This window comes from Mesorhizobium sp. WSM4836, from assembly GCF_055811815.1.
Map to the genome: position 1 here is coordinate 19,415 of NZ_JBVVQF010000009.1, position 18,289 is coordinate 37,703.

An 18,289-nucleotide genomic window follows, 5' to 3' on the forward strand; every position below is an offset into this window, starting at 1 on the left:
ACGACGGACTTCAGTGATGATGCGTTCAATTCTGGTCGGTATTCTCGTCCTGATGGCCGCCGGAATCGGCTGGCTCACCTTCGACTGGTACCGCGGGCATTATGGCGGCGAGCCGTTCGGAGCGCCGTTCACGCTGGACGACCAGAAGGGCGCGCCGGTCACCGAAGCCGCCTTTCGCGGCCACCCCAGCGTCGTCTTCTTCGGCTTCACCCATTGTCCGGAAGTCTGCCCGACCACGCTTTTCGAGTTGGCCGGCTGGCTGAAGACGATGGGCGACGACGGCAAGAACCTGCGCGCCTATTTCGTTACGGTCGACCCGGAGCGCGACACGCCCGAAATCATGAACGCCTATGTCAGCAATTTCTCCGATCGCATCCTCGGGATCACGGGCGATCCGGACAAGGTTCACGCCATGGCCAAGTCCTTCGGCATCTACTGGAAGAAAGTCGACACGAACGACGGCGACTACACGATGGACCACACCGCTTCGGTGCTGCTGCTCAACGCCAAGGGCGATTTCGCCGGCACCATTGCCTATGGCGAAAGTCCGGACGCCGCCATCGCCAAGCTCAAACGGCTGGCGGCGGAAGATTGACACATCCGGCAATGACGCAGACGCGTTTGTATTTCACCGCGGGCAAGATCGAGGCCGATCGCCTCTTCGCAGCGCTCGGCGCGGCGTTCGACGATGAGGGCCTGCCGATTGCGGTGCTCGAGGTCGACGAGGACCGCGACATCCACGAAGTATCGCTCTATGCCGACGACGACGTCGATGCGGTCGAGGCGCGGCTTAGGGACATCCTTGCCGGACTGTCACTGTCGAAACCGATAGCGCGCGAAGCGCTGCCCGACATCGACTGGGTGGCGCGCTCGCTGGAGGGATTGAAGCCGGTGCGCGCCGGGCGCTTCTTCGTCCATGGCGCGCATGACCGCAGGAAGCGCCGCAGCGGCGAGCTCGCCATCGAGATCGAGGCCGGCCTTGCCTTCGGCACCGGCCATCACGGCACTACCGCCGGCTGCCTCGAAATGCTGGAGCAGGTCGTACGGCGCGAGCATCCGCGCAACGCGCTCGACCTTGGCACCGGCAGCGCGGTGCTCGCCATCGCGGTGGCCAGGCTCGCGCATGTTCCGGTGCTGGCGACCGACATCGACCCGGTGGCCGTCAAGGTGGCCGCCGCCAATGCGCGGCTGAACCATGTCGAGGCGCTCGTCGAAACGGTGGCGGCGCCCGGTTTTCATCATCCGATCTTTGCCGCGCGTGCGCCCTTCGACCTGATAATTGCCAACATATTAGCGCGGCCGCTGATGCGTCTAGCGCCGCAAATGGCGGGGCATATCGCGCTTGGTGGCTCAATCGTTCTGTCGGGCATTCTCGAGCGCCAGCGCGACGCGGTGATCGCGGCTTATGTCGGTCAGAAATTCCGACACGTCCGCACCTTGCACCGCGAGGGCTGGGTGACGATCCATCTCAAGCGCTGATGAATAGCGCCTTCAATGCAAGCCGGAATCCGCTCGGACCTAGCACGAGTTCGCCGCTTTCTTCAGCGCTTCGCGATCGTAGCCGTGAGCTTTCAGCGTTTCGTCATCAAAGCCAAGCAGAACGCCGCTCACATACCGGCTCGCTTCGCGCTGGCGAGCTTCGATCAGCGCGTTCACAGCGCTTCTGAAAAATCCGCGTCTGGGTGAAATCGTGGACATGATGATCTCCTTTGCAGGGCAACAGGACTTTCCTCCACATTAAGAAGGTAAGCCATCCTGACGCGTTTTGAAATCGCCGATTCTGCATGGCGTCCATGCGCAAAGAGACACGCAGCAACCGGGAATGATCGTTTCCGGAAATCGATTCCGATTTTCGAGGTCATGCGCTACGGTCGCGCCAGCATTCGAGGAGAGTCCACATGTTCCAGACTTTCGATTCCGCCGGGGATCCGGCCGTTGGCAAGCCGCGCGTTGCAATGCTGCGCCTATGGTTGGCGGCGAACGGGCTGGATGGCTTCATCGTACCCCGCGCCGACGAACACCAGGGCGAATATGTCGCCGACCGTTCGGCACGGCTGAAATGGCTGACCGGCTTCAGCGGCTCGGCCGGCGTCGCCATCGTGCTTGGCGAGCGCGCCGTCATGTTTGTCGACGGGCGCTACACGCTGCAGGTGCGCCAGGAGATCGATCTCGACATCTTTTCGATCGAGAGCCTTGTCGATAACCCGCCGGCCAGCTGGATCAAGGACAATCTCGGCAAGGGCGTGCGGGTGGGCTTCGATCCATGGCTGCATACGATCAGCGACGTCAAGGCGCTGAAAGCCTCGGCCGAGAACTCCGGCGCGATACTGGTGCCGCTCGAACAAAATCCAATCGACGCCATCTGGCAGGATCAGCCCGGGCCGCCACTGGCGCCGATCGAGATTCACCCGATCGGCTTTGCCGGCGAACTGGCCAAGGACAAGCTGGTGCGGCTGGCGGCGGCCATCGAGAAAGACGGCGCCACCCATGCCGTGCTTACCGACCCCTCCTCGATCGCCTGGGCCTACGATATCCGTGGCGGCGACGTACCGCACACACCGCTGGCGCTCGGCTTTGCCGTGCTCGCCGCCGACGGCTCGCATCTGCTTTTCATGGACCAGCGTAAGTTTTCGCGCACCGTCGCGGCTTACCTGACGCAGCTCGCCGAATTGCACGAACCCGGTGAATTCGAAACGGCAATCGTCACCCGGGCCAAGGGCGGCGCAAAAATCGCGCTGGACCCGGTGTTGGCAGCAGAGAAGCTCAGAATGCTGGTCGAGGATAATGGCGGCACCGTCATTGCCGCGCCCGATCCGGCCCGCATTCCACGCGCAACAAAGAACAAAGCTGAGATCGCCGGCGCACGCGCCGCGCATCGCCGCGACGGCGCCGCGGTCGCCAAGCTGCTGTGCTGGCTCGACCGCCAGAAACCCGGCACGCTCCACGAAATCGCCGTTGTCACCAGGCTTGAGGAGACGCGCCGTCAGACCGGCGAGGAAACGCAGATGCCGCTGCGCGATGTATCGTTCGATACCATTTCCGGCGCCGGCCCCAACGGCGCCATCATGCACTACCGCGTCTCCCGCGCCACCAATCGCAAGCTGGGGGATGGCGAGCTGTTCCTGCTCGATTCCGGCGGGCAGTACCAGGACGGCACCACCGACATCACCCGCACGGTGCCGATCGGCACGCCGACCGAGGAAATGCGCGAGCGCTTCACGCTGGTGCTGAAAGGCATGATCGGCATCTCCATGCTGCGCTTTCCCCCGGGCACGCGCGGCTCCGAAATCGATGCCGTAGCCCGCCTGGCGCTGTGGAGACACGGATGCGACTTCGCCCATGGCACCGGGCACGGTGTCGGCTCCTATCTTGCCGTGCATGAGGGCCCGCAGCGTATCGCCAAGACCGGCACCGAAAAGCTGCTGGAAGGCATGATCGTCTCCAATGAGCCCGGCTATTACAAGGAAGGTTCTTACGGCATCCGCATCGAAAACCTCGTCCTGGTGACGCCGGCCGAGACAATCGAGGGCGGCGACATCGCCATGCATGGCTTCGAGACACTGACGCTGGCCCCGATCGACAAGCGGCTGGTCCGATCGGACCTGTTGACGCGTGACGAACTGCATTGGCTCGACGAATACCATGCGCGGGTGCTGGCCGAGATCGGACCGATGCTCGACGGCGAGACGCTGGCCTGGCTGGAAAAAGCAACCGCCCCGTTGCCGCACGACCTCAAGCAATAGCCACGGCGGCGACGCCGGTTGACAGGCTTTGCTCCGCAAGCAGTCCCTGCAGAGCCGTGACGTTGGGAGAACCGGCTCCCTTGCGCCAGAACAAGACCGTGACGGCGTTGTCTTCGTCAGAGTGCAGTTGGTGCAGCTTTAGCCAGCGGCTCTCCGGGAAACCCGAAAGCACACTTTTCGGCATCAGCGCTATGCCCATGCCAGCCACCACGCAACCAAGGATGGCATGGTATGAACCAAGCTCGATGGTTTTCTCGGCCATGAACCCTCTGCGCGCATACCATTGTTCCAGCCGCTTGCGGTGCGGACAACCGTGCTCGAACGCTATCATGGTTTTGGGCATGTCCAGGCGGTCTTCGACCGAAACGCGCGATGCCGCCGAGACAATGACCAGCTGCTCATGGAATGCGGGCAGCTTTTCAAACGGGGCGTCCGCGATCGGCTCGGCGGCGAAGGCTGCATCGAGTTCGCCGGCAAGCATGGCGGTCGCGAGAACCTGCGGATTGCCGGTGCGCAGCTGGATTTCCACTTCGGGATAACGTGCGTGATAATCGGCGAGCAGACCTGGAAGCCGTGCCGCGGCGGTGCTCTCCATGGCACCTAGGCGAAGCGTGCCGCGCGGGCGTGGATCGAGCATCGCCGTTCGCGCCTCCTCTGCAAGCGCCAGCAGCCGATCCGCATAGCCGACCAATCTGTGACCGGCCGGCGATACGTGCAGGCGCTTGCCCTCCCGGATAAACAGCTGCACACCGAGATCCTGCTCGAGCTGCCGGATGCGGGTGGTCACGTTCGACTGTACGCGAAACAGTTTTTCCGCCGCCCTGGTAATTCCGCCCTCGCGCACCACCGTGCGGAAGATGCGCAGATCGGCCAAATCCATATATCTCTCCCGGAGAACATAACGATCTCAATTATTCATTTTAACTGATTATGCCTTTCCCGTAAATCGCCCGTGTAGCTGCCGGTCAACACGGCGAACCAGGGGAGATGGAAATGTCGCGTGAGCCCTTCGGCATCCAGCCGATCGATCTAAGCGCATTGACGCCGAAGCAGCGCGAGGCGCTCTATGGCGGCGCCGTGCGTCGCGCCCACCAGGAGAGAGCGGAAGCGATCCGGCTGAGCCTGTCGCGGGCCGGCGCGGCAACAGGCGCTGCGCTAAAGCGCATGTGTGCTCTCGCCGCCAAGGCAGAAGTCGATCAGCCTACGAGCTGCCGCGCGAGGATCAGCACGGCAGCACCCGCCAGGAACATCGCCATCAGGCCGCCGCGCAGTGAGACAAGGCCGGCAACGATCAAGGCTGAGCATTCCGCCGGTCCGGCGCTGAGCGCCGCCGGCGCCACCAAGGTGGTCAGCACCGCCGCGGGAACGGCGTTGAGCCCGGCTTCGACGCGCGGATGGATATGATCGAAGCGGGAGATCACCAGATGACCGCCGATGCGGGTCAGATAGGTCGCGATCGAACCGGCGATGATGATCCACAAGGTCGTGCTCATGGCCGTGCCTCCACGCCGCTGTGGCGGGGCGGCAGGATGACGGCGAGCAGCACGCCGGCCAGCGCACCGATGGAGACATGCCAGGGCGAGCCGACCGTTTTGTAGGCAATGATGGAGGCAGCAGCGCTGGCGACGACCACCGGCAGCCACAGCGGCCGCTTGCGGAAGCTCATGACCAGGCCGAGAAAATAGATCGGCAGCAGGAAGTCGATGCCCAGCGCATGGGTGTCGGGAATAAGCTTGCCGAAAATCGCGCCGAGCGCGCTTTCGATGACCCAGAACACATAGACCGGCAGCCCAAGGCCCATATACCAGGCGAAGCCGACGGTCTCGCCGGCCTCCGCCTTGCGCTCGGCCACCGCGAACTGTGGATCGGTGAGCACGAAGTAGCCTATCGCCTGCTGGATCAGCGGCCAATGCGCGATGCGCCGGCCGATGCCGGCCGAATAGAGCACATGGCGAAAATTCACTGCGAAGATCGACAGCACGATCAGCCACGGCGCGACATGCTGGCCGAACAGCTCGATGCCGACCATCTGGCTGGCGCCGCCGAAGACCGTTGCGCTCATCAAGAACGCTTCGAGCACGGAAAACCCGTTGTCGACTGCGAGCGCCCCGAACAGCAATGCAAATGGCGCCGACGCCACCACGACGGGCATGCTGAGCCGCACGCCGTCCCAGAAATCGCTTTTCGCATTTTTTTCGGAGATTGCTTCCGCCGACATCGACCGCTCCTTGGGAAGGGCCGTATGTAGAGAGGGCGGTCCGGCTTGTCACACCAATTCGCTTGAGGCAAACGATCAGCGGAAATGATAGCTGAAGCTCGCGGCAAGCTCGCTTCCGTGCCTAGCGCGGCGAAGCCTTGCCTTCGATGGCCCTGCCCCAGTCGAGCAGCGGTTGTGCCCGCATAGAGAAGTCGACGAGTTCATCGACCAGTGCCGCACTGTGGATATCCGCCGGATCGATGACGTGCCGGACGGCGAAATGTCGGTTGCGGATGGCGGCAGCGAGATCGGGCTCGGCGATATGCTCGAAGCCGTGCGGCGTGCGCTTCATGCAGCCGTCCGGGTCGAGCTCGAGGCCGTTCTTCTTCAGCGCCGTGACAAGGGCGCGGAATTCAGCGGGCCGATTCGCGATCGCGTTGCGCAGAGCCAGCAACAGCTCCGGTCCGGGCTGCCACCAGGCAATGGCGGCAAAGCAGCGCTCGAGCCCAATATGGACGTAAAACACGCCCTGTTCCATCTTGGTGCCGTCAGGCGAAAGGATCGCCGACAAATGCCGGTTATAAGGCCGTTTGTCCTTGGCGAAACGCACATCGCGATTAATCCGGAACAGCGACTTCTTGCGGTCGCCGCGCAACCCGAGCCCCGCGGCCGTGAAGCGCTCGGAGAGCGTCTCGACCAGATCGCCGAAGGGACCGCGCAGGTCGCGTTCGAAAAGATCGCGGTTTTCCAAAAACCACTCCCGGCTCTGATGGAAATCGAGCGCCTTGAGGAAGGGAATGGCCTTTTGCCCAAAACCGTTGAACGCAGCCACCATCATGCGCCCTTGCCGATCCGCTCGAACCAGACATCTTCGTCGATAACCTCGATGCCGAGTTCTGCGGCGAGCTTGAGCTTGGAACCGGCACCGGGTCCGGCAACGACCAGATCGGTCTTTTTCGACACCGAGCCGGCAACCTTCGCACCAAGTTTTTCCGCCATCGCCTTGGCCTCGTCGCGCGACATCTTTTCCAGCGCGCCGGTGAAGACAACGGTTTTGCCGGAGACCGGCGACGACACGCCGCCGACTGGCTCCTCGTCGAGCACCATCACTTCCGCCAGCAATGCATCGAGCGCCTGTCGGTTATGGTCTTCCGCGTAGAAATCGACCACCGCTTCGGCAACGATCGAGCCGATGCCGTTGATGCCGTTCAACTCCTGCCAGACAGCATTGCCCGGGTCGCCCTTGCCGGCCGGCATGACGGCGCTTTGCCCGGCTTCGTGGAAAGCGGCAAAGGAGATGAAATGGCGGGCCAAACGCTTGGCGTTGGTTTCGCCGATGTGGCGGATCCCGAGCGCATAGAGGAAGCGCGAGAACTCGACCTGCCGTCGGTCGTCGATTGCCGCGAACAGCTTGCGCACCGAGGTTGCGCCGAAACCGTCGACATTCTCGAGTTTTGTCGGCGATGCCGCCTGCCGTGCCCTCAGCGTGAAAATGTCGGCTGGCGACTGGATGCGCAGCGAGGGGTCCTCGGCATGGAAGAAGAACTCGATCTGTTTATCGCCAAGCCCCTCTATGTCGAAAGCGTTGCGCGACACGAAGTGGCGCAGCCGCTCCACTGCTTGTGCCGGGCAGATCAGCCCGCCGGTGCAGCGCCTGACCGCCTCGCCATCCTCCCGGACGGCATGGCTGCCGCAGGCCGGGCAGACGGTTGGAAACTCATAAGGCACGCTGTCGGCGGGCCGTTTTTCGACATCCACGTCGATGATCTGCGGGATGACGTCGCCGGCTCGCTGGATGCGCACCGTATCGCCGACTCGGATGTCGCGGCCCTCGCGGATCGGCTGGCCGTTGTTGCCGATGCCCTTGATATAGTCCTCGTTGTGCAGCGTCGCATTGGTTACCACCACGCCGCCGACGGTCACCGGGACCAGCCGCGCCACCGGCGTCAACGCGCCGGTGCGGCCGACCTGGATGTCGATGCCGGTCAGGATTGTCGTCGCCTTCTCGGCAGGAAATTTGTGCGCAACCGCCCAGCGCGGCGACCGCGAGACGAAGCCCAGCCGCCGCTGCAGCTCGAGGCTGTTCACCTTGTAGACGACACCGTCAATGTCGTAGCCGAGCGTCGCGCGGTTGGACTCGATCAGCCGATAATGTTCGAGCAGGCCCTCGACATTGTCGAACAGCTTCATCATCGGGTTAATCCTGAAGCCGAAACGCTCGAAGGCAGCGACCATGCCCATCTGGGTGTCCGCCGGCATTTCGCTCACCTCGGCCCAGGCATAGGCGAAAAACCGCAAGGGCCGGCTGGCGGTGATCGACGTATCGAGCTGGCGCAAAGAACCAGCCGCCGAATTCCGCGGATTGGCGAATACCTGCTTGCCCGCCTCCGCATTGCGGCGGTTGAGCTCGGCAAAGTCGGCGTGGCGCATGTAGACCTCGCCGCGCACCTCCAGCACTTCGGGGAAATCTCCCTCGAGCACGTTTGGAATCTCCGAGATGGTGCGGGCATTGGCCGTCACGTCCTCGCCGACCTGGCCGTCGCCGCGCGTCGCCGCCGATACCAGCCGCCCGGCCTCATAGCGTAGCGACAGCGACAGGCCATCGATCTTCGGCTCGGCCGTGATGGCTATCGGGTCTTCGGCGCCGAGCCGGAGGAAACGCCGGATGCGGCCGACGAAGTCGACGACATCGACATCGGAAAACGCGTTGTCCAGCGACAGCATCGGAATGACGTGGACGACCTTACCGAATTTATCCGACACCGCCGCGCCGACCTTCCGCGACGGCGAGTCCTCGCGCACCAGATGCGGGAAGCGTTGCTCAATGGCGAGGTTGCGCCGCCGCAGCGCGTCATAGGCGGCGTCCGAAATCGTCGGCGCGTCTTCGGCATGATAGCGCAGATCGTGGCCGGCGATCTCCTCCGCCAGCCGCTTCAGTTCACTGGCTGCCTCGCTTTCGCTGAGCAAATCGACTGGCTTCTCGGACATTCAATGCTTCCCTGCAAAGTGGCGCGCCACAATAGATCAGGATTTTGCCGCTAGGGAGCCGGGTTCCGAGAAAATCATTCCTGAACAGCAGCATGGAGCCACATACTGACTCGATCCATGACGCTGCGGCGATCAATCCATGTCGCGCAAAACTGTGCAGCGGTTTGCGACAAAGCATGAAAACATGACCTTAAAGCGTGTTGCTTGAGGCCGGTCGAACGCGATGGCCTCAGGCTGCGGCGGTGTTCTCGCGCAGCAGCCGCTCGGCCGCCGCGCGTGCTTCATCGGTAATGGTGGCGCCGGCGAGCATGCGTGCGATCTCCTCCTGCCGCGCCGCCCGGTCCATCTCGGCGATGCCGGTCGAGACCCGGTCGGCTCCGCCCGACTTGGAGATCAGGAAATGCGTGCCCGCGCGCGCCGCCACTTGCGGGGCATGCGTGACCGAAAGCACCTGCACGCGCTTTGCCAGCCGCGCCAGCCTTTGGCCGATGGCATCGGCAACCGCGCCGCCGACGCCGGTGTCGATTTCGTCAAAGACCAAGGTCGGTGCCGAGCCCCGGTCAGCGAGTGCTACCTTCAATGCCAGCAGGAAGCGCGAAAGCTCGCCGCCGGAAGCGACCTTCATCATTGGACCGGGCCTGGTGCCGGGATTGGTGCGCACCCAGAACTCGACCTGATCGATGCCTTCTTCCATGCGGCTCTCGGAATCGCTTGCGATCTCGACGATGAACTCGGCCCGTTCGAGCTTCAGCGCCGGCAGTTCGGCCATTACCGCCTTGGTCAGCCCTACGGCCGCCGCGTGGCGAAGCGACGACAGCTGGGCCGCCGTAATGTCATAGGCCTGGCGCGCCGCTGCAGCCTGTTTCTCCAGCGCATGCAGGCGCTCCTCGCCGGCGTCGAGATCGGCAAGGTCGGCAGCCATGGTGTCACGCAATTTCGCCAGGTCATCGACGGCGACGCTGTGCTTGCGCGACGCGGCACGCAGCGAAAACAGCCGCTCCTCAGCCTTCTCCAGCCGCTGCGGATCATATTCGGTGGCGCGAAGTGCTGCTTCCACGCCCGACTGCGCCGCGTCGAGCGAAAGCATCGCTTCGTCGAGTGATTTGACGACATCCTCGAGCAGCCCGGGCGCTTCGGTCACCTTGCGCTGCAGCCGCCTGAGCAGGCTGGCCAATTGCGGCAAGGGCGAGGACGGACCCGAGAGCACATCCTGCGCATCGTGGATTTCCGAGGCGATCTTTTCGGCTCGCATCATCGCGGCGCGCAGTTCGGCCAGCTCCGTCTCTTCGCCCGGTTGCGGATCGAGCCTGGTCAATTCGGCGACCGCTGCACGCAGATAATCGGCCTCACGGGCAGCTGCCTGGACTTTGGCCCGGTGCCGTGAAAATTCCTGCTCGCAGGTACGCCAATGCCGCCACGCCTCGCCGGTTGCCCGAGCAGCGCCGAGATGACCGCCGAAACTGTCGAGCAGCTCGCGATGGGCGCCGGGATCGACCAAAGCGCGCTCGTCATGCTGGCCGTGGATCTCGACCAGCGCACGGCCGATGTCGCGCATCAGCGTCACGCTGGACGGCTGGTCGTTGACGAACACACGCGTGCGGCCGTCCGCCGTCTGGACGCGGCGCAGGATGATGTCGCCGTCGTCCTCGATGGCATTCTCGGCAAGCAGCATGCGAGCCACGTGGTTGCGCGGCACGTCGAACACGGCGATGACTTGGCCTTGTGCCACGCCATGCCGCACCAGCGAAGCGTCGCCGCGGGCGCCAAGCGCCAGCGACAAAGCGTCGAGCAGGATGGACTTGCCGGCGCCGGTTTCGCCGGTAAGAACCGAAAGGCCGGACGAGAAGTCGATGTCCAGCTTCTCGATCAGAACGATGTCGCGGATCGACAGCCTGGAGAGCATGGTGACGCGCCGCTCAGGCGCCGGTGATCAGCTTCCCGGCCTTGGAGATCCACGATCCGGCATTCTCGCGCGGCTCGAGCCCACCACTCTGCAGGAGCTTGTAGGAGTCCTTGTACCACTGGCTGTCGGGATAGTTGGTGCCGAGCACGGCCGCAGCGGTCTGCGCTTCTGACGTCAGCCCCATCGCATAGTAGCTCTCGGTAAGACGCGCCAGCGCCTCCTCGACATGGCGTGTGTTGGAATAGTTCTCCACGACGTTGCGGAACCGTTTGACGGCCGCGATGTATTCGCGGCGCTCGAGATAGTAGCGGCCGATCTGCATCTCCTTGCCGGCGAGCTGATCGTTGGCGAAGCGGATCTTCTCCTTGGCATCGTCGACATATTCGGAAGTCGGCCAGCGCGTCACCAGGTCCTGCATCGTCTGCGCGGTAAGACGCGCTTCCTTCTGGTCCTGGGTGACGTCCTTGATCTGGCGGTAATAGCTCAGCCCGATAATGTACTGGGCATAGGCTGCATCGTCGGTCGACGGGTAGAGGGTCAGGTAGCGCTTGGCCGAACCGATCGCCTCGTCGTAATTGCCTTGACGGTAGTCGGCAAAGGCACCCATCACCATCGATTTGCGGGCGAATTCGGAATATGGATGCTGGCGGTCGACGGCATCAAATTTGCGGCTTGCCTCCTGCAGTCGCCCGGCATTCAGATTGGCGAGACCCTGATTGTAGAGCACGTCGGCGGGCTCGGTCTGATCGACATAGGTCGACAGATCGACGTCCTTCTCGGACGACATGCAGGCCGACAGAAACAGCGATGGAACGACCACCGAAAGCGCCAGGAAAACGGCCCGCCGCGGCGCCTTCGATTGACCAACTCGCTTGAAAAACATGTTTGGATTCCGCCCTTTCGGCGTCATTTCAGTCGACGGCAGCAGCCATAAACCATAACTGCCTTGCCCGGCAACGCTATCCCCGGCCAATCGCACATTTTTGTGGCGGTTTGGCGCCATCTGGAATGCTGTGCGATTTGGCCGACCAGTGATGCATCCATGCAACACAGCTGACCGCAATAAGAGCCGCAAAACGCTAAGAATCAGATCATCCAGGGCGCAAAGAGGGGCGCATTGACGGCGCTCATCTCGGCGGTACGCCCGCGCTCGCGGCGAGTCGTTTCGACGATCTCGAAAGCCGAACGGTCTGACAAGAGACGGCGCAGCGCAGCCGCGTTCAGCCTGTGGCCACCACGATAGGAGCGAAAGCAGCCGATGAACCGGGCACCGGCGAGCGCCAGGTCGCCCATCGCATCCATCGTCTTGTGGCGCGCGAACTCGTTGGGATAGCGCAGGCCCCCCATGTTGATCACGCGGTTGTCATCGCCGATCACCAGGGAGTTTTCCAACGAGGAGCCGAGCGCATAGCCGGCCGCCCACAGCCGCTCGACGTCCTTCATGAAACCGAAAGTGCGGGCCCGCGCGACGTCGCGGCGGAAAATATCGGCATTCATGTCGGATGCAAAAAGCTGACGCCCGATCGCCGGGCTTTCGAAATCGATCTCGATCTCGAAGCGCGTGCCGTCATAGGGCCTGAACTCCGCCCAGCAGGCGCCGTTCTCGATACGAACCGGCTTGACCACCCTGATGTAGCGGCGCTTGACCGGCAGCGTTTCGATCCCTGCCTGGTCCATGGCCTCGACGAACATCACTGCGCTGCCATCGAGGATAGGCACCTCATGACCGTCGATTTCGATGACGAGATTGTCGATCCCAAGTCCGAAAAGCGTCGCCATCAGATGCTCCACCGTGGCAATGTGCTCGCCCTGCGGATCGCCAAGCATGGTGCTGAGATCGGTGGCGCCGACCTCGGAGACGAGCGCCCGAAATTCGTGGCTGCCGCTTGCGTTGGAAAGCTGGAAGACGATACCCGTGTCGGCATCCGCCGGCAGGAAATGGACGGTGACCGGGTTACCGCTGTGGACGCCGATGCCGGTCAGCGTCGCACGCGATTTAAGTGTCGTCTGATAGTCGTGCAAAACAATCCCCATAGCCCGTACTGCCTAGGTCCGCTTCATCTGCCCTGAAGGCGCGGCTCTTGATTAGATCGGCAGGCAGGGCCACTTCCCCGAGACTCCCAGCAAACCGACTTTGGTCGGTGGCGAAGATAATGGTCGTGCAGGGAGACTCCAAATCACGGTTTCTTACTCCTTGTAACCGCGGTCCAGCGCGGGAATACCTCATAAGCCTTTGTTTTACATTCTCTTTTAACGTTAACAGGCGAACAGTCTCCTGCTCGCCTGTTAACAACTGTTACGAACCGTTAACAGATCAATTGGCCTGTCGGCGCAAGAAGGCGGGAATCTCCAACTGATCGTCTTCCTGGACAGCCCGGCTCTGCGGCGTCAGGCGGCCCTGCTCGTCCAGCTGGCCGCGGCGCGGCGCGTAAAGCTGCGGATCCTGGCTGGCAAGGCGGCGCACTTCGGCCGGCGCCTGGCGCAGTTTCGGTTCGCGCGGCTGCGCCGGCTGCAGCCGTGCAGGCTCCTCTTCGCGGCGGGTCAGACCGTTGGTCAGGCGCTTGAGCAACCCCATCGGGCCACTGTTTTCGTGGTCGGCCGGACGGGCCTTGGCTTCCACTTCGGCCTTCACCTGCGGCGGGAAATCCTCGACCCGCGGCATGCGCTGGGGTGCCGCGGCAATCGGCTGCGGCATTTCACGATGCGGAGCAGGCTGCATCGCTTGCTGAACCACCGGCTGCATCATCGGCTGCGGCTGAGCCGGAGGCGCCTGGAAAATCTTGCTCTGCGGGCGGAAGTCTTCCGCATGGGCGACCGGCGCCGGGCGGGCCTGCGCCATCGCTGCCGCATTTGCCTCGGCGAGCTGAATGGCCTCGGCGCCCGGATCGGCAGCACGTGGTTCATAGATCGGTTGCTGGACAGGCGCCGGGCGCATTTCCGTGACCTGAGCTGCCGGGCGGCTGACCGGCTTCGGCGGAGCCGTGCGGATGGCGATCGGCGCTGCAGCGATTTCGGCCGCCGATTTGTCGATGCCGGTGGCGACCACCGACACGCGGATAACGCCTTCGAGTTCCTCGTCGAAGGTGGCACCCAGAATGATGTTGGCGTCCTGGTCGACCTCTTCGCGAATGCGCGTTGCCGCCTCATCGACTTCGAACAGGGTCAGGTCGCGGCCGCCGGTGATCGAGATCAGCAGGCCTTTGGCGCCCTTCATCGAGGTCTCGTCGAGCAGCGGGTTGGCGATGGCGGCTTCCGCCGCGGCCATTGCGCGGCCCTCGCCCGAAGCCTCGCCAGTCCCCATCATCGCCTTGCCCATTTCGCGCATGACCGAGCGGACGTCGGCGAAGTCGAGATTGATCAGGCCTTCCTTGACCATCAGGTCGGTGATGCAGGCAACGCCCGAATAGAGCACCTGGTCGGCCATGGCGAAGGCATCGGCGAAGGTCGTTTTGTCATTGGCCAGCCGGAACAGGTTCTGGTTCGGGATGACGATCAGGGTGTCGACACATTTCTGCAGTTCCTCGATACCCATGTCGGCCGTCTTCATGCGGCGCTGGCCTTCGAAGTGGAACGGCTTGGTGACGACGCCGACGGTAAGGATACCCTTTTCGCGGGCAGCGCGGGCAACGACGGGAGCCGCCCCGGTGCCGGTGCCGCCGCCCATGCCGGCAGTGACGAAGCACATATGCGTGTTGGAGAGATGATCGATGATCTCGTCGATGCACTCTTCCGCCGCCGCGCGCCCGACTTCAGGCTGCGATCCAGCGCCGAGACCCTCGGTGACATGCGCGCCGAGCTGGATCAGCCGCTCGGCCTTCGACATCGTCAATGCCTGCGCGTCGGTGTTGGCCACCACGAACTCGACGCCGCGCAAGCCGGCGGTGATCATGTTGTTGACGGCATTGCCGCCGCCGCCGCCGACACCGAACACGGTGATGCGCGGCTTGAGCTCGGTGATGTCCGGCTTCTGCAGATTGATGGTCATTGTCTTCGTCCTTTGCCTTTCCCGCCGCTTCGCCGCCGCGGCCGCCTATGGGGCTGTCCCCGTCAAACTAAAAACTGTCTCTCAACCACTGACTCATTCGATGCAGTTTTCCGCCTGTTCCGGTCATCCGAAGACCGGAAATTCCCTTCGCAGGGCGGCTCTCGAAGCTCGCCATCTGCGGGTAGATCAGAAGCCCGACCGGGGTCGAGAAAGCCGGCCCCTTGGCCGCCTCGGGTAGGCCTGCCACGCCAAGCGGGCGGCCAATGCGCACATTGCGGCCGAGAATGCGGCGTGCGGCTTCGGGCAGGCCGGCAAGCTGGCTGGCGCCGCCGGTCAGCACCACACGCTTGCCGACCGCGTTGCCGTAGCCGGATTTGTTCAGCCGGTCGCGCAGCAATTCCAGCGTCTCGTCGATACGGGCACGGATGATACGCGTCATCACCGAGCGCGGGATCTGCAACGGCACCTCGCCGTCCTCGCCGATCGGATGGATGGAAACCAGGTCGCGGTCGTCGGCACTGCCGGGCAGCGCCGAGCCATGCATCACTTTCAGCCTTTCGGCGGCATCGAGCGAGGTCGACAGGCCTTTGGCCATATCCAGCGTGACGTGGTTACCGCCGATCGCGATGGCGTCGCCATGGACGAACTTGCCTTCCGAAAATACCGAGATCGTCGTCGTGCCGCCGCCCATGTCGATGCAGGCCGCGCCCATTTCGAGCTCGTCGTCGACCAGCGCGGCAAGCCCGCTGGCATAAGGCGTCGCCACCATACGCTCAACCGACAGATGCGAGCGGTTGATGCAGAGCTCCAGATTGCGCAAGGGCGCCGCGTCGCCTGTCAGCACGTGCATGTCGACGCCAAGCTGGTCGCCAACCATGCCGCGCGGATCGCGCACACCGCGCTCGGCATCCAGTGAAAAGGCAACGGGAAGCGAATGGATCACCTCGCGCTCGGCCCGCAGCGCCTGCTTGGCGCCGGCGGCAAGCACGCGCTTGATGTCAGCCTCGTCGGCCTCATGGCCGCCGAGATTGATGGTGGCCGAAAAAGCCTCGCTCTTCAGCCGGCCGGCAGTCATGTTGACGATCAGCGAATCGACCGTCAGTCCCGCCATGCGTTCGGCGGCGTCGACGGCAAGACGGATGGCGTGCTCGGCGCGGTCGAGATCGATGACGACGCCCGATTTCACGCCTTGCGATTTCTGGTGGCCGATGCCGATCACCTGGACGCGATGCGAGCGTCCACGCAGCAGCTTGCCATCGTCGCGCGGCTTGAGTTTGGCCACCACGCAGCAGACCTTGCTGGAGCCGACATCCAGCACCGTCAGGATGCCGGACCGGCGCGACGAGGCATCGCTATTGCCGCCAAGCCAGCTCATATCTTCGTCTCCGGCTTGCGCTTCAGCATCTTGGGCTTTTCGTTGAGCGCGGCTTGGCGCTGCGTCGCCGCCTCCGGCGTCAACTGGACGACGAGACGATCGGACAGGCGCATGTCGACGGCGGCGATGTCGCGCGTCAAAAGCCCGTTCTCGTGGTCCATCCTGACCAGGTCGGTAATCGCCTGGTCCTCGCCGTCTTCGGGAAGCTTGATCGTGATGCCGTTTTCAAGCTTGAGATCCCAGCGCCGCTCGCCGATGCGGATATAGCCCTTGATCCGCGCGGCGAGCTCCGGATAATTCTTGATCTTGGCTAGGAAATCCGGCGCTGTGGCCGGTGCGCCGGTGCCGATGATCAGCGGCAGCAATATCTGCTTGCCTCCGGAGAACGGCGCAATGACGGTGCCGGACTTCTCGATGACCGAAAGCGCGCTGCCTTGCTGCCACAGCGCGAACGGCTTGCGCTCCTCGACGCGCACTTCCAGCGTATGCGGGTAGACCTTGCGCACTGCCGCGGCTTCGACCCAGGGTAGCGTGGTGATGCGTTCGCGCGCGGCTTCGGCATCGAAGCCGATGAGCGAGGTCCAGCCGTCGAGTTCCAGCCTGTCGAGAATATCGATCTCGGAAGTTTCGCGGTTGCCGACGACCTTGACCTGGTCGACAGCAAAGCCGGTACGGGCGGTGACACTCTGGACGATGGCGTCGGCATGTCCGCCAAGATAGGCGCCATAGGCACTGCTCGAAATAAGCAGTGCCGCCGACAGCATGGCAGCGCAATAGGGCGGCGCTTCGAAGTCGCCTTCGCCGAGGCGCGCCAGCACGCGCACCGGCCGGCGGAGCAGGCGCGGCAGCACGAAATGGTCGAACGACAACGGCATGCCGAACAGCGCCGGCCCAGCCGCGCCCTTCCCCTTGCCCTGTCCCCACTTCAACGCAGACACGAAGCGTCCTCCACCATCCAACTCAACAAATCGCCGAACGAGTGTCCCGCTTGCGCGGCGATTTCCGGCACCAAAGACGTCGGCGTCATACCCGGCTGGGTGTTGACCTCGAGCCAGACAATTTCGCCGTTTTCGGAGTGACGATCGTCATAACGGAAGTCCGACCGGGAAACGCCCCGACAGCCGATAGCTTGGTGAGCCTTGAGCGTCAGTGTCTGTATTTTTTGGTAAATATTCGGTGAAAGTTTTGCCGGGCATTCGTGTTTTGATCCTCCCTCGACGTATTTTGAATCATAGTCGTAGAAGGAATGGCCGGTCGGGATTATCTCGCAGACACCGAGCGCCACATCGCCCATCACCGCGCAGGTCAATTCCCGTCCATGCACATAACGCTCGACCATGACCGTATCGCCGTATCTCCACTCGGACGAGCCGATGATCTGCGGCGGATGCGACTGGCCTTCATGAACGATGACGACGCCGAAGCTCGATCCTTCGTTGACCGGCTTGACGACATAGGGCGGCTTCATCGGGTGCTTGTTCTGGATGGCGAAGCGATTGGCCACCTTCGATTCCGCCACCGGAATGCCGGCCGCCTTGGCGACCTTCTTGGCCTGTTCCTTGTTCATCGCGAGCGCCGAGGCAAGCACGCCGGAGTGGGTGTACGGAATGGCGAGGTACTCGAGGATACCCTGGATGGTGCCGTCCTCGCCGAAGGGGCCGTGCAGCGCATTGAAGACGACGTCAGGCTTGAGCGCGCTGAGCACCGAGCCGATGTCGCGCGAGACGTCGACGCGGGTGACCCGGTAGCCCTCTCCCTCGAGCGCATCGGCGCAGGCTTTACCCGACGACAGGGACACAGGCCGCTCGGACGAAAATCCCCCCAGAAGGACGGCCACGTGCTTGCTTGTCATTCCCCGTCATTTCCTCTCACAGCAGGCCTGCACCATCGTACATGGCCCGAAAAGCATCGCACGCACTCAAATACACCGAGCAGCTTTGCTCCCGTGTTTCCGCAACATTGAGTCCGAGTCTCCCGGCAGGTTGCCCCCCAGACGGAAACGCGAGTAACGCGTCGAAACGACTCAAATCAGGAAACGCTTCAGGGCAGAGAATCAGAGAGTTGATTCGCTGGCAAGTGCTTACGATTCCGATGGATT

General features: G+C 63.2%; 16 protein-coding genes. 3 read left to right on the forward strand and 13 right to left on the reverse strand.

Going from position 1 to position 18,289, the window contains the following annotated elements:
• Nucleotides 1–16 precede the first annotated feature (16 nt).
• Nucleotides 17–595 carry an SCO family protein gene (locus AC0L2P_RS12905; RefSeq protein ID WP_473501617.1) on the forward strand — a complete coding sequence of 193 codons (579 nt, stop codon included), beginning with the start codon at nt 17–19 and terminating at the stop codon, nt 593–595.
• An 11-nt stretch (nt 596–606) separates the two neighbouring features.
• The gene (locus AC0L2P_RS12910; RefSeq protein ID WP_473501618.1) at nt 607–1,479 is read left to right on the forward strand and encodes a 50S ribosomal protein L11 methyltransferase; all 873 of its coding nucleotides are present in this window, start codon (nt 607–609) and stop codon (nt 1,477–1,479) included.
• A 39-nt stretch (nt 1,480–1,518) separates the two neighbouring features.
• Here AC0L2P_RS12910 and AC0L2P_RS12915 read toward each other — a convergent pair whose 3' ends face one another.
• Nucleotides 1,519–1,698 carry a hypothetical protein gene (locus AC0L2P_RS12915; RefSeq protein WP_473501619.1) on the reverse strand — a complete coding sequence of 60 codons (180 nt, stop codon included), beginning with the start codon at nt 1,696–1,698 and terminating at the stop codon, nt 1,519–1,521.
• 200 nt (nt 1,699–1,898) lie between these two features.
• On the opposite strand from AC0L2P_RS12915, the gene AC0L2P_RS12920 reads away from it, so the two are divergent.
• On the forward strand, nt 1,899–3,743 hold the full coding sequence (locus AC0L2P_RS12920; RefSeq protein ID WP_473501620.1) for an aminopeptidase P family protein: 1,845 nt from the start codon (nt 1,899–1,901) through the stop codon (nt 3,741–3,743).
• Here the strand turns inward: AC0L2P_RS12920 and AC0L2P_RS12925 are convergent.
• The 12 genes from AC0L2P_RS12925 to AC0L2P_RS12980 all read right to left on the reverse strand — a co-directional run bounded on the left by AC0L2P_RS12925 (nt 3,733) and on the right by AC0L2P_RS12980 (nt 18,043).
• Nucleotides 3,733–4,623 (reverse strand): LysR family transcriptional regulator, encoded by an 891-nt coding sequence (locus AC0L2P_RS12925; RefSeq protein WP_473501621.1) that lies wholly within the window; start codon nt 4,621–4,623, stop codon nt 3,733–3,735. The genes AC0L2P_RS12920 and AC0L2P_RS12925 overlap by 11 nt on opposite strands.
• Before the next feature lie 316 nt (nt 4,624–4,939).
• A complete protein-coding gene (locus AC0L2P_RS12930) occupies nt 4,940–5,236 on the reverse strand; it encodes an AzlD family protein (RefSeq protein ID WP_473501622.1) in 297 nt (98 codons plus the stop codon).
• Nucleotides 5,233–5,961: an AzlC family ABC transporter permease gene (locus AC0L2P_RS12935; protein ID WP_473501623.1), complete on the reverse strand. Its 729-nt coding sequence runs from the start codon at nt 5,959–5,961 to the stop codon at nt 5,233–5,235. The genes AC0L2P_RS12930 and AC0L2P_RS12935 overlap by 4 nt, the downstream gene beginning before the upstream one ends.
• Nucleotides 5,962–6,082: 121 nt before the next feature.
• Nucleotides 6,083–6,772 carry a DUF2461 domain-containing protein gene (locus AC0L2P_RS12940; protein WP_473501803.1) on the reverse strand — a complete coding sequence of 230 codons (690 nt, stop codon included), beginning with the start codon at nt 6,770–6,772 and terminating at the stop codon, nt 6,083–6,085.
• A gap of 2 nt (nt 6,773–6,774) precedes the next feature.
• Nucleotides 6,775–8,928 (reverse strand): NAD-dependent DNA ligase LigA, encoded by a 2,154-nt coding sequence (gene ligA / locus AC0L2P_RS12945; protein WP_473501624.1) that lies wholly within the window; start codon nt 8,926–8,928, stop codon nt 6,775–6,777.
• 229 nt (nt 8,929–9,157) lie between these two features.
• Complete coding sequence (gene recN, locus AC0L2P_RS12950) at nt 9,158–10,831, reverse strand: DNA repair protein RecN (protein WP_473501625.1); 1,674 nt, start codon at nt 10,829–10,831, stop codon at nt 9,158–9,160.
• 13 nt (nt 10,832–10,844) lie between these two features.
• Nucleotides 10,845–11,714 (reverse strand): outer membrane protein assembly factor BamD, encoded by an 870-nt coding sequence (locus tag AC0L2P_RS12955; protein WP_352501057.1) that lies wholly within the window; start codon nt 11,712–11,714, stop codon nt 10,845–10,847.
• A 203-nt stretch (nt 11,715–11,917) separates the two neighbouring features.
• A complete protein-coding gene (lpxC, locus tag AC0L2P_RS12960; protein ID WP_473501626.1) occupies nt 11,918–12,865 on the reverse strand; it encodes a UDP-3-O-acyl-N-acetylglucosamine deacetylase in 948 nt (315 codons plus the stop codon).
• A 280-nt stretch (nt 12,866–13,145) separates the two neighbouring features.
• Nucleotides 13,146–14,816 (reverse strand): cell division protein FtsZ, encoded by a 1,671-nt coding sequence (ftsZ, locus tag AC0L2P_RS12965; protein WP_473501627.1) that lies wholly within the window; start codon nt 14,814–14,816, stop codon nt 13,146–13,148.
• A gap of 67 nt (nt 14,817–14,883) precedes the next feature.
• Complete coding sequence (gene ftsA / locus AC0L2P_RS12970) at nt 14,884–16,191, reverse strand: cell division protein FtsA (RefSeq protein ID WP_023676759.1); 1,308 nt, start codon at nt 16,189–16,191, stop codon at nt 14,884–14,886.
• Nucleotides 16,188–17,129: a cell division protein FtsQ/DivIB gene (locus tag AC0L2P_RS12975; protein WP_473501628.1), complete on the reverse strand. Its 942-nt coding sequence runs from the start codon at nt 17,127–17,129 to the stop codon at nt 16,188–16,190. The genes ftsA and AC0L2P_RS12975 overlap by 4 nt, the downstream gene beginning before the upstream one ends.
• A complete protein-coding gene (locus AC0L2P_RS12980) occupies nt 17,117–18,043 on the reverse strand; it encodes a D-alanine--D-alanine ligase (protein ID WP_473501629.1) in 927 nt (308 codons plus the stop codon). The genes AC0L2P_RS12975 and AC0L2P_RS12980 overlap by 13 nt, the downstream gene beginning before the upstream one ends.
• Nucleotides 18,044–18,289: the final 246 nt, after the last annotated feature.